This is a genomic window from Chryseobacterium indologenes (genome assembly GCF_001295265.1).
In the GTDB taxonomy this organism is placed as follows: domain Bacteria; phylum Bacteroidota; class Bacteroidia; order Flavobacteriales; family Weeksellaceae; genus Chryseobacterium; species Chryseobacterium indologenes_A.
This window is the reverse complement of record NZ_LJOD01000001.1, coordinates 727,152-746,142: the sequence shown is the minus strand read 5'-3', so window position 1 is coordinate 746,142 and position 18,991 is coordinate 727,152. Positions and strand designations below refer to the sequence as shown.

The 18,991-nt window shown below is 40.0% G+C and carries 26 protein-coding genes; 3 read left to right on the top strand and 23 right to left on the bottom strand.

Annotated features, from left to right (window positions below):
* From AOB46_RS03345 to AOB46_RS03300, 10 genes are all read right to left on the bottom strand, one after another.
* On the bottom strand, nt 1–225 hold the full coding sequence (locus AOB46_RS03345) for a hypothetical protein (RefSeq protein ID WP_062696615.1): 225 nt from the start codon (nt 223–225) through the stop codon (nt 1–3).
* Entirely contained in the window at nt 222–713 is a 492-nt protein-coding gene (locus tag AOB46_RS03340; RefSeq protein WP_062696614.1) for a hypothetical protein, read from the bottom strand. Before AOB46_RS03340 ends, AOB46_RS03345 begins: the two co-directional genes overlap by 4 nt.
* The gene (locus AOB46_RS03335) at nt 713–1,708 is read right to left on the bottom strand and encodes a hypothetical protein (protein ID WP_062696613.1); all 996 of its coding nucleotides are present in this window, start codon (nt 1,706–1,708) and stop codon (nt 713–715) included. Before AOB46_RS03335 ends, AOB46_RS03340 begins: the two co-directional genes overlap by 1 nt.
* A complete protein-coding gene (locus tag AOB46_RS03330) occupies nt 1,689–2,333 on the bottom strand; it encodes a DUF6046 domain-containing protein (RefSeq protein ID WP_062696612.1) in 645 nt (214 codons plus the stop codon). The genes AOB46_RS03335 and AOB46_RS03330 overlap by 20 nt, the downstream gene beginning before the upstream one ends.
* Before the next feature lies 1 nt (nt 2,334).
* Complete coding sequence (locus AOB46_RS03325; protein ID WP_062696611.1) at nt 2,335–4,152, bottom strand: hypothetical protein; 1,818 nt, start codon at nt 4,150–4,152, stop codon at nt 2,335–2,337.
* A gap of 181 nt (nt 4,153–4,333) precedes the next feature.
* Entirely contained in the window at nt 4,334–4,741 is a 408-nt protein-coding gene (locus AOB46_RS03320) for a hypothetical protein (RefSeq protein ID WP_062696610.1), read from the bottom strand.
* A gap of 18 nt (nt 4,742–4,759) precedes the next feature.
* Nucleotides 4,760–5,197 carry a hypothetical protein gene (locus AOB46_RS03315; RefSeq protein WP_062696609.1) on the bottom strand — a complete coding sequence of 146 codons (438 nt, stop codon included), beginning with the start codon at nt 5,195–5,197 and terminating at the stop codon, nt 4,760–4,762.
* A gap of 8 nt (nt 5,198–5,205) precedes the next feature.
* On the bottom strand, nt 5,206–6,366 hold the full coding sequence (locus tag AOB46_RS03310; RefSeq protein WP_062696608.1) for a DUF2586 family protein: 1,161 nt from the start codon (nt 6,364–6,366) through the stop codon (nt 5,206–5,208).
* 85 nt (nt 6,367–6,451) lie between these two features.
* On the bottom strand, nt 6,452–6,961 hold the full coding sequence (locus AOB46_RS03305) for a hypothetical protein (protein WP_062696607.1): 510 nt from the start codon (nt 6,959–6,961) through the stop codon (nt 6,452–6,454).
* Between the two features lie 19 nt (nt 6,962–6,980).
* Complete coding sequence (locus AOB46_RS03300) at nt 6,981–7,439, bottom strand: CHAP domain-containing protein (RefSeq protein WP_062696606.1); 459 nt, start codon at nt 7,437–7,439, stop codon at nt 6,981–6,983.
* A gap of 219 nt (nt 7,440–7,658) precedes the next feature.
* On the opposite strand from AOB46_RS03300, the gene AOB46_RS03295 reads away from it, so the two are divergent.
* Entirely contained in the window at nt 7,659–8,198 is a 540-nt protein-coding gene (locus tag AOB46_RS03295) for a hypothetical protein (protein WP_062696605.1), read from the top strand.
* Here AOB46_RS03295 and AOB46_RS03290 read toward each other — a convergent pair.
* The 10 genes from AOB46_RS03290 to AOB46_RS03250 form a co-directional block, all read right to left on the bottom strand.
* Entirely contained in the window at nt 8,195–8,398 is a 204-nt protein-coding gene (locus tag AOB46_RS03290; protein ID WP_062696604.1) for a hypothetical protein, read from the bottom strand. The genes AOB46_RS03295 and AOB46_RS03290 overlap by 4 nt on opposite strands.
* An 85-nt stretch (nt 8,399–8,483) precedes the next feature.
* Nucleotides 8,484–8,702, bottom strand: coding sequence for a hypothetical protein (locus AOB46_RS03285; RefSeq protein WP_131724312.1), 219 nt, complete (start codon nt 8,700–8,702; stop codon nt 8,484–8,486).
* Nucleotides 8,703–8,880: 178 nt separating this feature from the next.
* A complete protein-coding gene (locus tag AOB46_RS03280; RefSeq protein WP_062696602.1) occupies nt 8,881–9,210 on the bottom strand; it encodes a hypothetical protein in 330 nt (109 codons plus the stop codon).
* Between the two features lie 9 nt (nt 9,211–9,219).
* Nucleotides 9,220–9,849, bottom strand: a complete 630-nt coding sequence (locus AOB46_RS03275; protein ID WP_062696601.1) for a DUF3164 family protein — start codon at nt 9,847–9,849, stop codon at nt 9,220–9,222.
* 216 nt (nt 9,850–10,065) lie between these two features.
* Nucleotides 10,066–10,275 (bottom strand): hypothetical protein, encoded by a 210-nt coding sequence (locus AOB46_RS03270; RefSeq protein ID WP_062696600.1) that lies wholly within the window; start codon nt 10,273–10,275, stop codon nt 10,066–10,068.
* Nucleotides 10,272–10,904: an ATP-binding protein gene (locus tag AOB46_RS03265; RefSeq protein WP_062696599.1), complete on the bottom strand. Its 633-nt coding sequence runs from the start codon at nt 10,902–10,904 to the stop codon at nt 10,272–10,274. Before AOB46_RS03265 ends, AOB46_RS03270 begins: the two co-directional genes overlap by 4 nt.
* Nucleotides 10,901–11,827, bottom strand: coding sequence for an AAA family ATPase (locus AOB46_RS03260; RefSeq protein ID WP_062696598.1), 927 nt, complete (start codon nt 11,825–11,827; stop codon nt 10,901–10,903). Before AOB46_RS03260 ends, AOB46_RS03265 begins: the two co-directional genes overlap by 4 nt.
* A gap of 19 nt (nt 11,828–11,846) precedes the next feature.
* Nucleotides 11,847–13,904 (bottom strand): hypothetical protein, encoded by a 2,058-nt coding sequence (locus AOB46_RS03255; protein ID WP_062696597.1) that lies wholly within the window; start codon nt 13,902–13,904, stop codon nt 11,847–11,849.
* 22 nt (nt 13,905–13,926) lie between these two features.
* The gene (locus AOB46_RS23955) at nt 13,927–14,061 is read right to left on the bottom strand and encodes a hypothetical protein (protein ID WP_262486708.1); all 135 of its coding nucleotides are present in this window, start codon (nt 14,059–14,061) and stop codon (nt 13,927–13,929) included.
* Nucleotides 14,058–14,285, bottom strand: a complete 228-nt coding sequence (locus AOB46_RS03250) for a hypothetical protein (RefSeq protein WP_185113840.1) — start codon at nt 14,283–14,285, stop codon at nt 14,058–14,060. Before AOB46_RS03250 ends, AOB46_RS23955 begins: the two co-directional genes overlap by 4 nt.
* 95 nt (nt 14,286–14,380) lie before the next feature.
* Between AOB46_RS03250 and AOB46_RS03245 the strand changes: the two genes are divergently transcribed.
* Nucleotides 14,381–15,175: a helix-turn-helix transcriptional regulator gene (locus AOB46_RS03245; protein ID WP_062696595.1), complete on the top strand. Its 795-nt coding sequence runs from the start codon at nt 14,381–14,383 to the stop codon at nt 15,173–15,175.
* 588 nt (nt 15,176–15,763) lie between these two features.
* Here the strand turns inward: AOB46_RS03245 and AOB46_RS03240 are convergent.
* From AOB46_RS03240 to AOB46_RS03230, 3 genes are read right to left on the bottom strand one after another with little or no spacing between them, the layout of a single operon-like run.
* On the bottom strand, nt 15,764–16,699 hold the full coding sequence (locus AOB46_RS03240) for an alpha/beta fold hydrolase (protein ID WP_062696594.1): 936 nt from the start codon (nt 16,697–16,699) through the stop codon (nt 15,764–15,766).
* A 43-nt stretch (nt 16,700–16,742) separates the two neighbouring features.
* Nucleotides 16,743–17,042 carry a type II toxin-antitoxin system RelE/ParE family toxin gene (locus AOB46_RS03235; protein WP_062696593.1) on the bottom strand — a complete coding sequence of 100 codons (300 nt, stop codon included), beginning with the start codon at nt 17,040–17,042 and terminating at the stop codon, nt 16,743–16,745.
* Nucleotides 17,039–17,284 (bottom strand): type II toxin-antitoxin system ParD family antitoxin, encoded by a 246-nt coding sequence (locus tag AOB46_RS03230; RefSeq protein ID WP_062696592.1) that lies wholly within the window; start codon nt 17,282–17,284, stop codon nt 17,039–17,041. Before AOB46_RS03230 ends, AOB46_RS03235 begins: the two co-directional genes overlap by 4 nt.
* Before the next feature lie 205 nt (nt 17,285–17,489).
* Here AOB46_RS03230 and AOB46_RS03225 point away from each other — a divergent pair, with 205 nt between their 5' ends.
* Nucleotides 17,490–18,776, top strand: coding sequence for an adenylosuccinate synthase (locus AOB46_RS03225; RefSeq protein ID WP_062696591.1), 1,287 nt, complete (start codon nt 17,490–17,492; stop codon nt 18,774–18,776).
* Nucleotides 18,777–18,991: the final 215 nt, after the last annotated feature.

The window sequence follows — 18,991 nt, the reverse complement described above, 5'->3', positions numbered from 1 at the left end:
TTATGTTATGTTTCCTGTTCCTGTACCGGTTTGGGCGGTGGCTGTTCCCGTTGTGTTTACGATTACTTTCACCTGTCCGGCTTCTACAAATTTTCTTATTGCTTTGGCCATGGCTTCAGCAATTCTGGTTCTTGATGCTCCTGCATCATTCTGTTCAGCGGCCTCATCTTCCATAATGCTGAGCAGTTCGCTGATGAGTATTGGTTCTGCTGCGCTTAAACTCATTTTAAAAGGGATTTAAATTCATTTCTAAGGTTTTCAAAATCCGCAAGGTTGATCAGGTTGATGGTAGGGCCGTAGTTGGTGGTAAACTTCATATCCCGGATGGCATCAAAGAGCTGATCCACCAGTCTGGCGAAATTTTTTCCGTTGGCTTCCATATGGATTTTATCACTCAGCTCAAGGTTGGCTGATTCTGTTTTCCAGTAGAACTTTTCTACTACATCGCAGGCAATCACCATCCAATCGTCATCATCTTCCACTCTTACCGCCAACACATAACTTCCTACTTTGGGGATCTGGATAAAGCTTTTGTTGCCGGTAAGTACCGGACGGAGCCTTACATCCAGATATTCCTGGCCATCTTCATCCATCAGAATGCATATTGCTTTTCCTTCGTCTACAGATTTTACCTGTGCGATATTGCTTACCGCAGGGGCGTGTGAGCTTGCGATCTGTCTTAAACCTTCTCTTATATATTCTGGTGTTGCCATTATTTCTGCATTAAAAATCCTAATGTTACCGTTTGTCTTCCCCCTGAAGCTCCAAATTCACCGCTTACGCTTTCAATAAAATACTCACCGGTTTTGTCAGGATACATTCCTCCTTCAAGTTCCAGGACCATTCCTTTTACGGCATAAGGTTCCAGAAAGAGGGTGATGTTTCCTTCATAGCCTTTATAGTTTTCCTTGGTCTGTAAACGGTTGGCGATCTGCTTTAAAAACTGGGCAGGAATTCCGGCTTTTACTTTTAAGCTTTTTTCGTTGGATGCTTTCTGGTCAGATTTCGTCTTGTTTACTTCTCCTTTGTCATTTTTTTCTTTAATGACAATCTGGGTACTTTTATCAACTTTCTTTTGTTGGAATTCATCGTCTTTTACCGTATTCCAGCCTATTCTTGCTTTTATCCTGTCCTGTACTTTCCCGTAAAGGGTTCCTGCGAAAATTTCGTTCATGTTGAAATAGACAGCGAGCTTGCATTCGTCTTTCAGCCATTCCAGAACTTTAATTCCGTTGACATTTTTGAACCTCACGTTCTTCAGCGGTATATCCGGTATCTCTTTAGAAACAATGATGTCCGTTCCCTGGGTAAGTTCCTCCAGAAGCTTTTTAACAGTTACGGAAGAGTAGGATTTGTTAAACATAACCTCGTACAGCTGGTAGCCATACCCTTCACATTCTATTTTCACGGGGATTCCCATGTTGACTCTCTTCACAAAGCCCTCAAAGCGTTTTTTATTGAGATTGTTGTAGCCTAATTCGACACTTACTTTATTCCCCTCCTTAAAAGTATAGCCCATTCTCTCACTGCTTGTACGCTCTTTGTTGAGGTCCTGGGTCTGTACTTTATCTGTTTTGAGGTAGCTGATTCTGGGAAGTTCAATAGTGCATGAGTCAATAAAAGATCCTACTTCGCTTTTCCAGGTTACCTTGCTGGCTTTTACATTTTTTTCATCTCCGATAGAGATGTTACTGGTTAGTGTTAGCATTTTTCTGTGGTACTTCTAAGTCTTTTACATCTGCAATAAAATCACTCTCGCAGGTAAGGTTAAACGGTCTTATCCAATGCGTTTTTCCCTGTGTTTCCAGGAATTCCAGAGAGGTAATCGCCACACGGCAGCTTTTGTCCAGAAACATTTCCGGATATCCTCCGTGAAGGGTTACCGGAAGGTCTGTTTCAAAGATGTTCTTAAGCTTCTCAATATCACCTTCAGGAACTTTCCTGTTTTTATCAATCAGAAAGCCTCTGATGGTGAATTTGTAATCATCAACATTAAACATTTCCTTTACGGTTCCTTTTCTTTCGCTTACGGCAGTCTTCACAATGGTTTTGCTGAGGTTTACCGCAATGGTACAGGCGTCTATCGTCAGGGAGTCACTGGTATTTCCATTGATTCTGAATTCAGCGGGAAACCAGATGTCCTGACCATATGCTCCCACTTTATTAAAGGCAATTTCTTTCCTGCTGGAATGGATCTCTCCTCTGTTTTTATTTTGTGAAGATCCAAGGTTCCTGAAGTCTCTTGTAACATCCTCTCCTGATCCCGGAAGACTGAAAGGTGTTCTTGAAAAATAGGATTTATATAAATTTTGTAAATCAAAAACTGTCTGCATCTTACATTACTTTTGCTCCGTTATATAGAACACGTCCCAGGCATTCCATTACTATACTTTCTAACTGATCTGATGTTTCTCCGGAATTCAGGGTATTGAACTGAATGGTATCGAAGAATTTACCCAGGGTGATATTGATGGTTTTCTGGCCTCCGCCGGAAACAGTGTCTCCGGTTTCCCTGGATTTGGCGGCATTATTGGTTCTCATGGATTCTCCCTGGCTAATTGCTGTCGGCCTGCTCCTTGCTGTGAGATCTGTTGCGCCTGGCTTGGCGAAATTTAATGCAGTCTGCTGGGCTTTAAGATCTTTAGTCAGATCTTTTGGAGAGGTAACTGTAACTTTGGGCTCTATGGCAACCTCTTCTCCTCCAACAATTTTTCTAACCCATCGGTAAGCTGTTTCAATTGCATCCAGAATAGGTCTCAGCACATTTTCCCAAATGAATTTTATCCCATCTGCAAGCCATCCAACCATGGTTAAAACAGCTCCCAGGACTTTGTAAACTCCTGTAAAAATATCGCTGATCAGTACACTTTTCGAGATCCAGTCAATGATTCCGCTTACAATACTCCAAACGGCACCAAAAATGCTTCCTAAAGTATTCCAGACAATAGAAAAATATTCCTGAATTGTGGTTACAAAGCCACCCCATGCATTGGTTTCTCCTCCCAGATTTAAGATAAAATCCAGAGCTGAGCTCAGACTTCCCACGATAGTGTCAATGTAGGGTTGTACTAATGTCATTAAAGGTTCAAAACCTTTCACCAGTTTAACACCTATATCCAGTACGCTTGATATGAGAGGCATGAAAGCGGTTCCGATTTCTGTAAGCATGCTGGTAGACGTTTTTTTGATCATGTCTAATTTTCCTTCTACCGTATTGCTCTGGCCTTCAAGGCCGCCTTCGAACATTCCTCCTTTACCTTTGGCGTCAGAAAGTGATTTTGCCAGCATATCATAGGTGATATTCATCCCTTTCAGCTGCTCAATGCTTTTACCTGTGGAAGATGATAACGCTCCGTATATATCAATACCCGCTGCTCCGAACTTTTTAAGCTGGTCGCTGGATGCTACTCCTTCACTTTTGATTTCTTTCATCTGTTCAGAAAGGCTCAGAAGTTCACTACCACTGCCGCCTGCAGCACTTACGGCGTTAGCAAGGTTCATTACTTCCTCTCTGGCACGTTTAGCATCTCCGTCTACGGAAATAAGGGCTTTGTTGGCTTCTAATAATGTTGTCATATCGTATGCCGTATTATTAGAATCGGAGTTGATATTTTTATAAGCAGCGGTAGCGCCTCCTTTTCCCAGAAGCCCCGAAAGCCCGGCAATGTCTTTTTCTTTTTGCATAGCGCCTGAAATTGCAGCAGAAGCTCCACTTTTGAGAAGATTTAATGCGGCATCACCCACAAGTTTAAGCCCGCCTCCCAAGGCTCCCATTGCACCGCTGAGGAAACCTCCGCCTCCGCCACTTTGTGGTGCATCTGGTGCAGAAGCTGGTGCAGCTACCGGCGCTGATGCACCCGGTACTCCCAGCTTTATTTTCATATACTCTCTAAATCTGTTGTAGTTTGATTTTATGGAGTCTTTAACAGTTCCGTATATATCTTTGATTCCATCAAATATATTGCCTGGAAGGCTTTTAATTTTTGATGGTATACTACGCATGGTTGTTAAAATATTATCACCTAATATTTCCAGCCCTTTATCGATATCATCTCTCAGCTGTTTATAGCCATTTACCAAATCACTGGTTCTTAAAAAGCTACTTATTTGTGCAATAAAATTAGCCTGTGACGCAATGTTGTTTTCACTCATAATTTAAAATTTTCTTTCGCCTTGTTTTTTCCAAATTTCTAAGGCTATTCCGGTGCGATAGAAAAACTTTTCATCACCCCAATTCTTTAATGCATCGGCTCCAAACTGCATACTTCCAAAAACAATCAGGAACTCTATTCCTTCGGTCTTTTTATCAGAGAATGAATTCCGACCGGCTTCACTAAGCGCGAAAAAAGTCGGCTTTCTTGCTCTCCAGAATGTTATTCATCTGTAAGAACACGGCGATGAAGCAGTCTTCATCTTCAATCAGCTGATAATCTCCTTCAATCCAAAGCTGTTCTACGATCATCGCTACGGCTTTACTCATTCCGTTGGAACCGATAGCCGTAAGATAATCGCCCAGGTCATCTGCTTTAGGAGGTCTGAGAACCGCAAGGAAGTCATCCACCTTCAGATAAATAAGGTCTCTGTTGCCATACTCTTTTTTCCACTCATCAAGCTTTTTAGCAGTGTATCTTGCCTCAAAAGGGCTAAGGTCTTTTACTACACTTTTCTTGGTTTCCTGGGTCTTTTTTTCTTCTTTAGATTTTCTGTTATTGAAAATTTCCTGTAATTTTTCGTTTGCCATTTTATTTTGTTTTATTGATTATACAATTCTTCTGCTCATTGCGATGTACGGAAGGGTAACCTCTCTGTTTTTAGCCCCTTGCTCCATTTCGAAACCGTCTTCTGTGAACTGAACTCCTGAAGTAACAATGGTTGTTCCTTTGTCAGAAGCTTTTTTCTTGTAAGAAATTGTGATCACGATAAGTTCGTGAGGAACCTCAGTGATATCATCGTATCCAGCCTCTCTTGCAGCTTTGTTCAATGCATCGGCTTCAAAACCTAAAAGCTTGATGTTTCCTTCGTATTTGGTATTCCCTTTTGAAATATCAATAGGCTCGTTCCCTGAACCGTAGATATGCTCGGATTCAACAGTTTTTTTTGTACTGAAACCTCTAAGTCCTTTAATTACTTTTGATAACACTTTCACTTCAAAATGAGCCCATGCGCATTCTGATGATGTAATATTTATATTAGCCATGTTTTAAATTAAATTGTTTTTGTTAAACCCATATTCAGTACAATCCAGGTCATATAGCCTAACGGCTGGATCTGAATCTGTTTTTCAAGGGTGTTTGTGTTGATTAAATCCTGATCTAAAGGGACCAATACTTCCGCTCCGCTGATCTGTCCTGCCATGTTGTTCAATAGCTGGGCTCTTGTAAGTTCTTCCAGGTAAACAGCATCTGCTTCATTCAGTTTTCCGTCTGCAGCCATTCTGATGGAAGATTCCAGGAACGGGGTGTCTGTAGCAGTAGAGATTCTCTGTGCTTTGTCAATCAGTCTTCCGTGAACCAGTGTTCTGAAGTCATCTGAACCAGCCATTTTATCTACGCTGAAATAATAACCTGCAGCTCCTTCTCTGGTGTGGAAAGTGATGAAACCTGCATCGGTGAATTTGTCCAGTTTTTCAACCGGGATCTCATCTACTTTGTCTTCTCCGATATACGCTTCGGTAATGCTTAGTGCTCCGTTTTGTCCGTCTCCGATCTTTACGTGAGCCGGATATTTACAGGCTCTTGCCAGAACTAGTGCTACAGATGCAGAGCCGTCTTTTCTTGATCCTCCAAGAACAACCCCCGCAAACGTATTGTCAGCAGATTTCGGCTCAAAAGAAGATTCAAGAGAAGCATCATTTACTCTACCTTCGATTAAAATTCTTACCGGTCTGTTGATGGACTGCTGGTACTGAGCTAATGTTTTGGAAGCTAATAACGCTTTCTCAACGTCTTTGTCTAAAAAGCCTGCAGGAGAGACGTAAGCTGCATCCGGCTTTCTGCAAACTCCTACTAAGTTTACTCTACCATTGGAGGCGGTAAGAAGTTTTTTCACTCCTGATTCGTTAGTGCTGCTAAGGGCAGTTTCCATTGTTGTTGCAGCCGGAGTTCCTAAGATCCACAGCTCCTGGCTTCCCCCAAGCTCCTGATAAAATTCATTGATTGCCTGAAACAAGAACGGTTCGTCCTGCTCAGTGTACCCTTTTGTTTTAGCGTCTTCTGGTGAGTAAACAGTCTGCACTTTACCAATATTGGCATCTTTGCTGGCTGTTCCCACGATTCCTGCAACGCCGTCGATTACCTGAATCTGACGAAGTAAGTTGCCTGAAGCCACATTCGCTTTTACTTTTGGTGTTCCATTTCCTTGTGACATTTTTTACTTATTTTTTAAAAAGTTGTTGTACATATTTTTGAATCAGAAATCCCTTTTCTGTTCATTTTTTATTTTTAAATGGTGTTTATATGATCTTTTTCCATCTGATGATGAGGACAAGAGCGAACAGGGCGAGTACACCAAGAAAGATTCTTCCGAGCCATAGCTGTGTTTCCTGAAACCATGACAAAGCCTTTTCTTTGTATATAGGTTTTTCAATGTAAATTGGTGTTTTCTCGTGTTCTTTGATATAGGTTTCCCGCCATGTTTTAAATGACTCTTGTGCCTGTTTATAGCATTCTACCGATAGTTTTCCGTCAATTACCGATACTTTCGGTGTCAGCAGGCCGCTTCCGGGGGTATTTCCGTTACGGCTGATATCTTTATTGAATTCAGATTCTTTCAGAACCGGTTTTCCGTTGATGCATTCTATCAGAGCGTGATAATAGGTGCTGTCTGCTTCTGTTCTGAAAATGGTGTCTTTAACCACGGTCACCACTTCTTTCGTGTTTTCGATGATCACCGGTTCCTGAGGCTTCCTGTTAAAGCAGGAAACCTGAACCAGCGAAACAAAAAATAACGATATGAAGAACATGAATTGTTTCATTTTAATTCTAATATTGTATATATCCTTTGATGGATGTTAAAGCTCTTTTTCTTCTGCATACCTTGATGCCTTCGCGGCTTCCGTTGTCATTTGTATTTCCTTCTATGGTATAGATGTACTGGGAATCGAACTTTTCAACGAAACCTGTGTGGCCAAGACCTTTTCCAAAGTCCATGATGAATACAGATCCAACAGAGGGTTTTGAGGATTTTTTTTCTCTGGGAGCGTTATTCCATGCGTATAAAACTCCGCCTGTTCTTATGGCTGTATTGGTGGTTTTATTCTGCCTTGCAGCTTCATTGAAACACCAGTAGACAAAAGCCATACACCAGCTTGCCGGGAAATTGATTCCCACTGAGGCCAGATAGGTTTTAACAGGGATTCCCCAATTTGATCCCTGAGGTTTTTCCTCTTGTCCTATTTGGGTAATGGCGACTTTTAATGCGGTTGCAGATAGTGAATCCATATTAATAATTGAGTGTTGTGTTTGTTTTGTGAGTACAAATTTCTAACATCCTGCAACGGTTTGAAAATAAGAGCGCAAGGATTGCACACCTTTTTTCAAATGCCCTGTTTAAAGCTCAATTTTGTACTGTGAAATAGTGTAGACGGGAAGAAAATAAGCCTGTTTAAATGAAACTATTCCATAACAGAAACTAATTTGATAAACTATAATTTACTACTTATGGAAGAATATTTTTATGTACAGTTATTATTAGACCTTCAGGAAAGAATTGCCCAGGAGGTTCCGGAGATTCAGCATATCGATCAGCAGATGGGACAGCTTGCCAATGGAGCACAGGGGACGGTAACTTATCCGGCTCTCTTTATTGATTTTCCGGAAGCCATGTATGATGTGGATTTCCCGGAAGCATCATATTCCGATATGTCGGCAAACAGACAACTGGGAAATGTTCCGGTATCTTTCCAGCTTGTGTCGAATGATGTATTTCCGACATGGCACGGGATTCCGGTTGAAGAAAGAAAAAAAGGGTTTGATTTTTTAAGAATCGAGCAGAAACTGTATCAAGCGCTTCAGGGCTGGAGTAAGGATTATTTCTCACCCTTTTCAAGAACGATGGTGAAAAGCACAAGCAGACAGCATGCAGGATTTAAAGTAAGAGAACTGATCTTTACGACGCAGTACGAAGACTTGTCAGCAAGTCCGGAGGAAACAAAGGCTGAAATAGAGCGTTATCATTTTTCAGTAATAGGCGTGAACTAAAATAAGGTAAGCTGGGTTTCCTCTTTGGGAATCACCATTCCTTTGATGTTCATCCACTGCCTGTAGGAGAGATGAATGTTGTATTTGGGGAACGTATGCCTTACGATTTTGGTATCGGGAACATCAGCGTGCTTGTGTGCATTATAAACACTTATAATGTACCGGGCACGTTTGATGTAATTTTTATTGTTGTAAGACATAAGGCAAAATTAAAGGGTCTTTTTGTACAAGTCAAGGCGATTTTCGGCCACAAAAAAAGCTATGGATGCCCATAGCTTTTGGTATTTAGAGTAACGGAGGTCTCTTTTGGAACTCCTTTAGGGCCACACTTTTTAAGGTGTTTAAAACGGTGGGATCTTCCCTGTTCATCAGTGCATAAGTCTCATACTGAGGGTAATCCCTGCGTTCTGTACTTATTTCCAGGGTGATTATCGTGTAGCCTTTCTTTTCAAGGGCTTCTTTTACTTCGGTACTGCTGTACCAGTGACCGTTTATCTTGATCATGTTATTGAATTTAAAGGTTAAATAGCTGGATGCTGGAAGCTGGATGAAGGAAGTTATGAAAGTCATAAAAAAATAACTTTTCAGTTTTATTGTGACTGTCTGTAATGATAACTAAAAATAACTGCCAGCCTCTCACTTCCGGCTTCCAGCCTGCTTAGATCAGGTTATTGAAAACTTTTTACTGCAGCTGCCTGTGAAGTTCATTTTTCATCATCAGGACGGCGTTGGTTTCATAGCTTCCGAAATCGTCCGGAAAGTAGATTTCATATTCCTTCAGGAAATGCCAGAGGGCATCAGCTTTATAATAAGGAAGCTTAATGATAAAAGATCTGTCTTTCTGTCTGGTTTTTACAGCTTTCTGCAGCAGTTCCGTTCTGAGCTCCATACAGATGGAAATGCTGCTTTTCAGGTTTCTGGGCTGGGTATTGATGTTCAGCATATCCAGAATCTGCATACTGTTGTTGAGGACGTTCAGCTTACTGTTGTTTAAAGATAGAAGAAGTTTCATCTCAGCTTTTTAATAGGAAAAATTGAGATTAATTCCTTCCCATTCATTATTCTCATTTTTCTTGAAAAAAGAAATGTAATCTTTGCTTAATGAAAAACTGTAGCTTTCTTTTAACAGCCTTATGCCTTCTTTCCAGTTTTCGTCGTCAAAGCGGTCTTCCATGCTGTATAATTTCTGAACCAGAAGGATGTCCAGCGCTCCGTTTTTACGTTCCAGAAGGGACATGATGAGGTCTTTGGTATCAAGATCGCCTTTATATTTCGAGCTTAAAAAATCTATGATGTGTTTCTCTGCCTGGTGTGATCTTTCGTCAAAAACACCTTTTCCCTGTCTTTTATACTGAATTTTAAAATTTTCGTCTTCAATTTTGAAGTTTCCTTTTCCGTCCTGATGTCTTTTGCTGTAGTCTTTCAGCAGGTCAAAAAGAGAACCCAGATCTGAAAAAGCTTTGGTTTTAAAATCCTGGATCTGTGCGGAAAGATGGTCTGCCGTTGTGGCCAGGTCGCTGATGACAGACTTTTTCAGGCTTTCATACTGTGTGCGTTTTTGCTCGCGTTTCTGGGCTTCTTTCTGTTTTCTTGCGTTAAGCTCTGCTTCAAGTTCCTCAATAGTCATTATTTTTAATGTTTCGGTGATCATATTTTTTGTTTTTGGTGATTAATGAATTGTTATGGGTTTTAATAATGGGGTTTTTATTTCTGGCTGGAAGAGGGAAGATGGAGGCTGGAAGTTACTTTTCGTTATTATTACAAACGTTCACTATAAAGCTAAACTCTCTTAAAAAAATAAAATGTATAAACAGCTATTCTTTATGGCTTTCATAACTTCCTTCTTCCATCTCCCGGCTTCCCTCTCTTAGTAGGGCGATTCCCACTGGAGCTGGTTAATAATTCTGAGTTTTATCTGTATTTTTCCTTCCACGTCTTCCGGAACTACATATCCTGATTCATTCCAGATGGAGCTGATTTCTTTATGGATAAACATTCTGTCGAAATCGGTAAGGTATTTTTCTCCGTAGCTGTCATATTGCAGCGCGATGGTTAATAGGTTTTCTCTTGTATTCATTGTTGTTGGTTTTCAATTGTTGTTCCCCAATAGAGGTTGGCTTTTTCTTCGTTGATAAATAATGTTCCGCCGGGACATCTTCCTGAGATGATGGCTTTCAGGCCCTCTGCCTGGATGATGATTTTGGATAATTTTCTCCAGACAGTTCCCAGCGCACTGTCCGGAAGTCCTTTTTCTTCGTGGCTTACGAAAATGATGAGCTTGTTTTTGTGCTTTTCTTTAAGCTCGAGAACCATTTTCCTGGTGATTTCGTCACGGTAAACCGTTGTGTTGTCTATAAAAATGATCTTCGGGCATTTTCTTGATTCAAACTTCTGATTCAGTTCATCCCAGGGCATATAATCCAGGAGCTTAAAGTTTTTATCAGTATCCGATAATCCTGCGGCAACCATTGCAGAGATGATGTCTTTGGAGAATCCTTCTTCCGCAGATACATACAGTACTTTTCCAAATTCTGCCAGATATTTGGCGAGCATCATGGCGAAGGTGGTTTTTCCGTTTTTCTCTGCACCTCCCAGATACCAGAATCCTGTTGTTTCCGGCTGTCCGAAGGCTTTCTGCCATAATCCGGTAAATTCAAACTGTTTAAAGACGATGGACAGCGCCTGCTTTACTGATATGGATCTCATGATCTGTTTACGTTTACTAATGTTTTGAGATATCTTAATGATTTGATCTTTCCGTTCTCCTGGCCTTTGCGGGTAGAGTAGGGTGTATCTATTTTGACCATACAGCTTCTGATGACTTCATTCACGGTTGTTTTGTCATCAAGGTTTACATAGGCCACGTCTCCGATCAGCTTGGTGTAAAATTTCTTTCGGTCTTCCGGGCCTTTCGGAACCAGGGTGACGAAATCATCAGAAAAACGACTGAATATTTCGGCAAATCCTACCTTGTGGTTGTTGATTCCTTTGGTGATCTTTGCTCTCAGGCCATCCGCCCCGATCATGAACCAGGCACAGTTGTCTACCGTGTCATTCATAATTCCTTTTAATTCCAGATAGGCACTGTATTCCAGGTCTCCGGCTTCATCAATGCAGATGAATGGGTTCTCAAGGACGTTCAGGGCATATTTTACATTCTCCAGAACTTCATGGTATTTGCCTTTCGTCCCGCATCCTAAAACAAGAGCCAGCTGCCGGATAAATCTTACTTTAGTGTGTGTCTGGGAGGCATCCACATAAAAGGCATTTTTCATCTGGGAAATAATAGCCTTGGCACATTCTGTTTTTCCTATGCCGCAGTCGTCAACCAGGATCATGGATGTTTTTGATTTCTGGCAGAAGATGAAGCTTTCGTACATCTGCTCATAGACTTCGGTTCTGGCAAACTTCCAGCTGTTCTTATTAAGGTCTACCCGGAATTTTCTTCCGATGTGCAGCCATTCTCCGGCGGATAGGATCTTTTCTGTTTCTCCTTTTTTGATCCTGCTGTAGATTGAGTTGCTTATGTTTAATGATTTGGCAAAAGCAGCATCTGTTCCGCCGAAGTTATTCCGGTATTTCATCATCGCTTCCCGGATCTGGTATTTTAATTCTTTATTGATCTCCATATTTTCTATTTTGTGTCTGTTATCTGAAGTTTGATTTCCAGCTTCTTGCAGTACTTTCTGTTTCTTTGTAATTGTATTCCTGGGTTTCTTCAAAAAGAACTTCCTCTGGAATCGTTTCTGCCTGCCTGTATCTTTTTCTGCCGGGAATCTGAAACTTGCTGTTGATTACTTTCTTACGGTTGTCTATCACCGTGATCTGTTCAATTTCTCTTTTCTGATGGGCCATGAAAGCATTCACGGTATTTTCATAAGCGGACATCAGCTTTCTGTTGATTTCTCCCTGTGCACCTCTTTCGTGCTTTGATTTTGAATATTCCGGATGCGGCACAATGTCGCAGAGCATCATATCTTCATAATAGATCATGGCCTTTAGCGTATTTCCGTCGTTTCCGTCGAGCCAGAATATCCTGAACTCTTTTCCTTCCACATACTTCATCAGCCTGATCAGGTCTTCTCCTAAAACAATTTCACCATCTAGTCCCAAAACATACGTGGTACTCCTGAAGTTGATGATTCCCGCATTACAGCTTGATACTGTTTCTTTTCCCAGATAGGGCAGAAGCGCCTGCCAGTTGGTGGGGCGGGTATTTTTGTTCTGCATTTCACAGAAGACTTCCCATCTTGTTTTGTCTTTATATACAGAATGAGGTGAATTATTCCATATTTCAATGTCGTTCAGAGAGCCGTCTACAATATCATCGTACGGAATAATGACTTCTTCATCCGCGCTCTTCTGGTTTTCTTCTTTCCGGGCATGAGGCCTGGCCATCCATCCCAGTCTGCTTTTTTCATGTCGGTACCGCAGTTCTTCAAATTTTCTTTCAATGGCTTTGGACCGGGCCCGGTTCGCATAAATATTAACATTGTCGAACATGGCTCCGTTTCGCAGGAATGTATCTTTAAAACTGCTGTTCAGGGAACTTTCACATTCTAAACCTAAAGGAAGATTGAATCCCCATTCTGTGTAATTCCTGATCATCTGGCGGTAGAATTCGGTGATGATTCCTTCCTTGGTTTTTCCGTGTACCCAGCATGTCCAGGCTTCAGAACCGAGATCTATTCCCATATAGAACCATACGCGGTTTCTTTTTTTGTCGTACATGAACGGAGGCTGCCTGTCATCAATTGAAATCAAGGTTCCTGCCTCTTTGATTTTGGCCAGCTTGTGCCATGGAATGAATTCCTGCATCAGTTTCTGACGGTCTCCTGAACGTCTGGCGTAGGTTCCTATCTTATTTTCCCACTTTCCTAGCCATGCAATGATGGAGCTGTCTGATATTTCTTTGAATTTCCTGCTGTCTGCCGGGTCGTACATTTCACCGGTTTCATTGGAAATGATCTCCAGTTCCCCCTTCAGGAAAGCCTGATATTGGGAGGCAACTTGTGTTCTTGAGGGCTTGTAATCCTGTCCGGCAAACATGTCGTTCAGCAATGCAATCATTTCATCGGTCATCAGCTTCCGGTTCTGGTTTTTCAGTTTTCCGGAGATCAGGCAGCTGTAGTTATAGCCTCCGTCTTCATAGGTGTTGAAAAACGGCTTCCATATCCTGTCAAATGCCCTGTATGATGCGGGAATAGTATGTTCTGTATTGAAGATCTTTGGCAGATATTCATTAAAAGTGATTATATCAGTGCAGATAGAAGGCATGAGCCCTCGTCCTGATGTTTTTTTAAGCTTCTTCCATTCTTCAAGCCTTGCAGTTTTCAGTCTTTCTGCAGCCAGAAGTACACTGGCGTTGGTGATGTATTCCTGTTTGAAGTTTTCTTTGAGCGGGGTGCCGTCTTCAAATCTGAAATCGGTATAATAACGGACCGCAGACGGATCAAACTGAAAGAAAGGGATCATGGGGTGCTGCATTTTGCGCGGATCTCCAAGGCTATCCTGTATTTCTTTGGGAAGCGAATCAAAGTCAATGAGCATCTGGCGGCCGTTTCCTCCTTTTCTGACCTGCTTAATTCCGAAAGGCAGATCTCTGTACCGCTGGATTTTTTTCTGAAGAGCGTCTAATGTGCTGAAGTATGCCGGAACCAGTTCATCTTTTGTTACTGCGAGTATACTGCCCCAGTGAATCGGCATGGTATCGTTATTTTGGTTTGTTTTACTGAGGTTGGTAGCTGATCTTAAAGAAAATTCCTAATATTATTCTGTAACTAGCAATTTCTTTTCTTCCTGTTTTGGCATCTATTACTTCTATCTTTTTGTGGCAGAACAGGGTCTGGATTATTTTTTTCATGGTATTTTATTTTTTAGTGATTGGGCTTCGTTATTAATGGCTTCTTCGGTTTTCCTTAAAAAAATATTATATTCCTTCTTTAAGACATCAGATTTTTCTCCCACTCTGTCACCGCGCAAAGATTTACGAATGAAGTCAATGGAACAGTCATGACGTTTCATCAGAATATTTAAGATCTCTGTATTGTAATATGTTCTTTTTTTAGTAGTTTTGTTCATTATCATGTTTGTCTTTTGTACGGGACAAATATCGTAAAGTTTTACGAATAACCAAACGAAAACTCGAAAAATTTCTCGAATCAAGATTCAAATTATTGATTATGAATGGAATAAATTTTCGGATAAAACAACTTGTTGATTACTTTGCTAACGGGAATAATTCTGTTTTCGGGGGTATGATAGGGGTGAATGAGTCCAATATAAGAAGTTATATCAACGGAACGGAGCCTAAATTCAATGTAATCGAAAAAATATGCACCTCGCTCGCAATAAATTCCGAATGGCTTATTATGGGGGAAGGAGAAATGCTGAAAGAAGATAAAAAAGAGCAGGCTGCTTTACTTTCTGATTTTTACCACAGGGTTCCACAGGTTATAACGGTGGATTCTCATAACAGAGATAATATTGCTCTGGTACCCAACAAGCTGAAGGCCGGATATCTTCAGGGATATAATGATCCGAATTTCATTAAATCATTACCTACATTCCGGCTTCCGAACCTTAATAACGGTGTGTTCAGGATGTTTGAAATTGAAGGACATTCTATGTTTCCTACGCTTCCTGACCGTACGCACGTGGTTGCCCAGTTTGTAGACGACTGGATTCATGATATCAGCGATAATAAGCTGTATGCTATTGTTTCAAATGAAATTGAAGACGGACTGATCAAAAGATGCCTGAACAGGATCAAGAAATATGATAATCTGATCTGCAAATCAGATAACCGACGAAATTATCCAACTCAAAACATCCATCCAAGCACGATAAAAGAAGTATGGGAAGTAAAGCTTCACCTGAATTTCAATCTGCCGGATCCGGCGGAGTTTTATGACCGGTTGAATGATCTGGAGGCGGAAATACAGTATTTAAAAACGAATAGAAATATAAGTGGTTGATTTTCAGTTTAATTTTATCTGTTTTAGAATTCCCTAAAGGGTGTTGAATCATTGTTTATTGATTGTACAGATTATTTTTTAGGTCTTATGGGTTGGTTAATCCGGTTGGGATAACACAGAAATGTCCGTGCAGGTGTCCATCCAAATGTCCATGCAACGGGTTTTTGTACTTTTTTTGAAGTTATATTATACATCGTTGTAAGCCGGCATATCTTCCTGTTTTCCCTTATAATAGTAGATTTTATGAAATTAAAATAAAAAGCACCTTAAGATGCTTTCTGTATTTTCGGATAAGTTTAAATGATATCCGGCATTTGGAAAAAATGAGTAGTTATTGGGTTTTCAGGGTTAAGTTTCTGATGTTTAGTTTATTATATTTATATGTTTTTTTTTATGATGGACATTTCAATCTGGTGAGTGTAGATAAGTGAAATCTGCGAACGAAAAATAGATAAACATTTTCTACCCCACAGAATTTATTCAATAGAGGTGAGCTTTAGTCCGCCCAAATAATAAAAATCCAATCCTTTGGCTTTAGCCAGGACTTCTGTAACAAATACGTTATTTGCTCAATCTTCAGCTTAAAAACTATAAATATTTCATAAACCATTCATAAATCTCCTGAAAGATTTCTTCCTTTATTGCTTCATTCAGGATTTCGTGGCGCATTTCCGGGTAAAGGCGATAACTGATATGGGTAAATCCGTCTTTTTTCAGGTTGTCAATGGTTTTCATTACTCCTTTTCCGAAATCTCCGATGGGATCGTTCTGACCACTAATCAGTAAAAGCGGAAAAGATTTAGAAATGGAATCTGCCCAGTTTCTTGCCGTAGCCTTTTTGTAAATGCTGAATAACGCATAGAATGCATTATTGGTAAAAGGAATTCCGCAGAGTTCATCTTCGGTAAATGCTTTCCTGTTGACCGGATTCAGGCTGAGCCAGCTTGTATTGCTGAAATCTTTATCTTTTCTAAAGTGACTGTTATTGACTTTACTGAAGAGAGTGTTGAGATAAGTCGGATGATGTGGAGCAATTGTATTGGCTAATGAAAGATATCCTTTTATGAAACTGATCCCTGCCAGAGGACCTCCGGTTCCTGTGATCACAGCTCCGGTAAATTTGCTGCTTATCCTCTGAAGAAGACATCTCGTTATAAATGAACCCATAGAATGTCCCAGAACGAAATGCGGAATATCCGGATATTGCTGATGTAGGTATTGTGCCATTGTTTCAGCATCATCAATAAGTCTTTCATCCGGCTTGTTGAGCTGGAAAAATCCAATATCCTTTTTATCCTTTACTGATCTGCCATGTCCCAAATGATCATAAGTGAGGACTGCAAATCCGCGGTCTGCAAAATAAGTTGCTATTTCAGCATATCTTCCGCTATGCTCCTGCATACCATGAATGATGAGAAGAGTGGCTTTGGGAGGTACTGCACCCGGAGTGAAAAGAGTGTGGAAGAGTTGAGGGCTGTTTTGATTTCTGGCAGGTAAGTATCCTGATTTTTCTAATGATTTCATCTGATAAAAGCTTTAACTGTGATGGGGAATGAGAATTTGAATTTTATTCATCCAGTCTCGCCGAAATATCCATTTGCTGATGAAGTATTCTGATGATTTCAATTTCTTCATCTTTCAAATTGATTTTGTAAAATATAAAATGTGATTTTACTCTTGAACGGAAATATCCTTTTCTAACTTTGCCGTAATCTTTTCCTGACATCGGGTTACGAGTAAGATATTCAATTTCATTCATTATTAAATTGAAATAATAATCCGCCTGTTCCATTGACCAATTTTCAAAAGTATAAAGCCAGATTTTTTCTAAATCTTTAAGAGCTTCTTTACTGATTTTATAATTCATGAACGGTGTTTTTCATGAAGCGTGTTCAGGAAAGTATCTTTGTTAAAGTTTTCAGCAAAACCCGACTTTTCCCCTTTTTTTAATTCATTAATCAGTTCTGTTTTTTTAGATTCTTCGTATTCAAATAATCTAAGAGCATTTCGTATTACTTCGCTGGCAGATGAATATTTTCCGGATTTTATCTGTTCATTAATGAAATTATCAAAATAATCTCCCAATAATATGGATGTATTTTTTGCCATAATATTTTAATTTTAATCAAATATACCAATTTTTGGTATATTTTCAAAATGATCTGAATATGATCAGAAGATATTATTAAATCCTTATTGATGAAGTCTGTAACCATCACATTTTCCACCTCGATCAAAAATAAATTTCCCTCATAATTTGCTCACCCTATTTTTTCAGAGTAATTTTGCATGAATCTAAAAACAAAAGTAAAATATGTCAACTTACGTAGTTGTAGGTCTTCAGTACGGAGATGAAGGTAAAGGAAAAATCACGGATGTTTTATCTGCTAAATCGGATTATGTTGTTCGTTTCCAGGGCGGTGACAATGCCGGCCACACAGTTTATGTAGGCGATGAAAAATTCGTACTTCACCTTCTTCCTTCAGGGGTACTGCAGTGCAAAGGGAAGTGTATCATTGCGAACGGAGTAGTGGTAAACCCTAAATCTTTTATTAAGGAAGTTAGCCAGATTGAGAGCAAAGGCTTGAGAACTGACCACATTTTTATCAGCAGAAGAGCGCATGTCATCATGCCTTACCACATTCTTTTGGATACATACCGTGAAGAAGAACATGGCGGAACCCAGATCGGGACTACGAAAAAAGGAATCGGACCTTGCTATGAAGATAAAATCGCGAGAGTTGGAATCAGAATGGTTGACCTTTTGAATCCTGAGATTTTAAGAGAAAAAATTGAGAAAAACTTAAAAGTTAAAAATTCTCTTTTTGAAAAATATTACGGAAAGCCTGTATTGGATGTTGAAGAGATCTATAACGAGTTTCTGGAAATCGGAAAACAGCTTCAGGACAGAATTGTTGATACGGAACTGGAACTGAATGAAGCCATCCACGAAGGAAAGAACGTATTGTTTGAAGGTGCTCAGGCGTTAATGCTTGACATCGATTTCGGAACGTATCCATACGTAACTTCATCTTCTCCGTCTACCGGAGGAGTTTGTACCGGTGCAGGAGTTCCTCCTACATCGCTTCAAAACCTTATTGGTGTGGCTAAAGCTTACTGTACAAGAGTAGGAAACGGGCCTTTCCCTACTGAATTAGACAATGAATTGGGTGAAAAGATCAGACAGATCGGAGGTGAATTCGGAGCTACAACCGGAAGACCAAGGAGAACAGGATGGTTAGACCTTGTTTCTTTAAAGCACGCCTGTATGATCAACGGAATCAATAATCTTGTAATCACTAAGCTTGACGTTCTTACAGGAATTGAAACACTGAAAATCGCTACACACTACAAAACAGAAGATGGGAAAATCATCGATTATTTCACTTCTTCTACTACAAAGCTATACGATTACGAAGCAATTTATGAAGAGCTTCCGGGCTGGAACGAAGATATTACGAAAGCAAGAAGCTACGATGAACTTCCTGAAAATGCTCAGAAATACATTGAGTTTATTGAAAAATACTTAGGTATTAATGTATACCTTGTTTCTGTAGGACCAGAAAGGAGCCAGAATATCATCAGAAAAGAATTATTCTAAGAATATAATTTTATAAATTAAAAGACCGTTTCACGACTGTGGAACGGTCTTTTATATGAAATTAGCACACAAAATGAATATTGAGATTAAATACAGTCATTTAGATTGTTTTATGTTAATTAAAAATCTCAGATTTTTTTAAGTTATGTGAACTTCTATGTGTGAAGTATTCTACTAAAAAAAAGTGTTAAAAATCTTTTGTGCCTGTTGTGGTT

Bases quoted from the DNA above. Each gene is read 5' to 3' on its own strand.
- AOB46_RS03345 (WP_062696615.1), bottom strand. From the start codon at position 225: ATGAGTTTAAGCGCAGCAGAACCAATACTCATCAGCGAACTGCTCAGC.
- AOB46_RS03340 (WP_062696614.1), bottom strand. From the start codon at position 713: ATGGCAACACCAGAATATATAAGAGAAGGTTTAAGACAGATCGCAAGC.
- AOB46_RS03335 (WP_062696613.1), bottom strand. From the start codon at position 1,708: ATGCTAACACTAACCAGTAACATCTCTATCGGAGATGAAAAAAATGTA.
- AOB46_RS03330 (WP_062696612.1), bottom strand. From the start codon at position 2,333: ATGCAGACAGTTTTTGATTTACAAAATTTATATAAATCCTATTTTTCA.
- AOB46_RS03325 (WP_062696611.1), bottom strand. From the start codon at position 4,152: ATGAGTGAAAACAACATTGCGTCACAGGCTAATTTTATTGCACAAATA.
- AOB46_RS03320 (WP_062696610.1), bottom strand. From the start codon at position 4,741: ATGGCAAACGAAAAATTACAGGAAATTTTCAATAACAGAAAATCTAAA.
- AOB46_RS03315 (WP_062696609.1), bottom strand. From the start codon at position 5,197: ATGGCTAATATAAATATTACATCATCAGAATGCGCATGGGCTCATTTT.
- AOB46_RS03310 (WP_062696608.1), bottom strand. From the start codon at position 6,366: ATGTCACAAGGAAATGGAACACCAAAAGTAAAAGCGAATGTGGCTTCA.
- AOB46_RS03305 (WP_062696607.1), bottom strand. From the start codon at position 6,961: ATGTTCTTCATATCGTTATTTTTTGTTTCGCTGGTTCAGGTTTCCTGC.
- AOB46_RS03300 (WP_062696606.1), bottom strand. From the start codon at position 7,439: ATGGATTCACTATCTGCAACCGCATTAAAAGTCGCCATTACCCAAATA.
- AOB46_RS03295 (WP_062696605.1), top strand. From the start codon at position 7,659: ATGGAAGAATATTTTTATGTACAGTTATTATTAGACCTTCAGGAAAGA.
- AOB46_RS03290 (WP_062696604.1), bottom strand. From the start codon at position 8,398: ATGTCTTACAACAATAAAAATTACATCAAACGTGCCCGGTACATTATA.
- AOB46_RS03285 (WP_131724312.1), bottom strand. From the start codon at position 8,702: ATGATCAAGATAAACGGTCACTGGTACAGCAGTACCGAAGTAAAAGAA.
- AOB46_RS03280 (WP_062696602.1), bottom strand. From the start codon at position 9,210: ATGAAACTTCTTCTATCTTTAAACAACAGTAAGCTGAACGTCCTCAAC.
- AOB46_RS03275 (WP_062696601.1), bottom strand. From the start codon at position 9,849: ATGATCACCGAAACATTAAAAATAATGACTATTGAGGAACTTGAAGCA.
- AOB46_RS03270 (WP_062696600.1), bottom strand. From the start codon at position 10,275: ATGAATACAAGAGAAAACCTATTAACCATCGCGCTGCAATATGACAGC.
- AOB46_RS03265 (WP_062696599.1), bottom strand. From the start codon at position 10,904: ATGAGATCCATATCAGTAAAGCAGGCGCTGTCCATCGTCTTTAAACAG.
- AOB46_RS03260 (WP_062696598.1), bottom strand. From the start codon at position 11,827: ATGGAGATCAATAAAGAATTAAAATACCAGATCCGGGAAGCGATGATG.
- AOB46_RS03255 (WP_062696597.1), bottom strand. From the start codon at position 13,904: ATGCCGATTCACTGGGGCAGTATACTCGCAGTAACAAAAGATGAACTG.
- AOB46_RS23955 (WP_262486708.1), bottom strand. From the start codon at position 14,061: ATGAAAAAAATAATCCAGACCCTGTTCTGCCACAAAAAGATAGAAGTA.
- AOB46_RS03250 (WP_185113840.1), bottom strand. From the start codon at position 14,285: ATGATAATGAACAAAACTACTAAAAAAAGAACATATTACAATACAGAG.
- AOB46_RS03245 (WP_062696595.1), top strand. From the start codon at position 14,381: ATGAATGGAATAAATTTTCGGATAAAACAACTTGTTGATTACTTTGCT.
- AOB46_RS03240 (WP_062696594.1), bottom strand. From the start codon at position 16,699: ATGAAATCATTAGAAAAATCAGGATACTTACCTGCCAGAAATCAAAAC.
- AOB46_RS03235 (WP_062696593.1), bottom strand. From the start codon at position 17,042: ATGAATTATAAAATCAGTAAAGAAGCTCTTAAAGATTTAGAAAAAATC.
- AOB46_RS03230 (WP_062696592.1), bottom strand. From the start codon at position 17,284: ATGGCAAAAAATACATCCATATTATTGGGAGATTATTTTGATAATTTC.
- AOB46_RS03225 (WP_062696591.1), top strand. From the start codon at position 17,490: ATGTCAACTTACGTAGTTGTAGGTCTTCAGTACGGAGATGAAGGTAAA.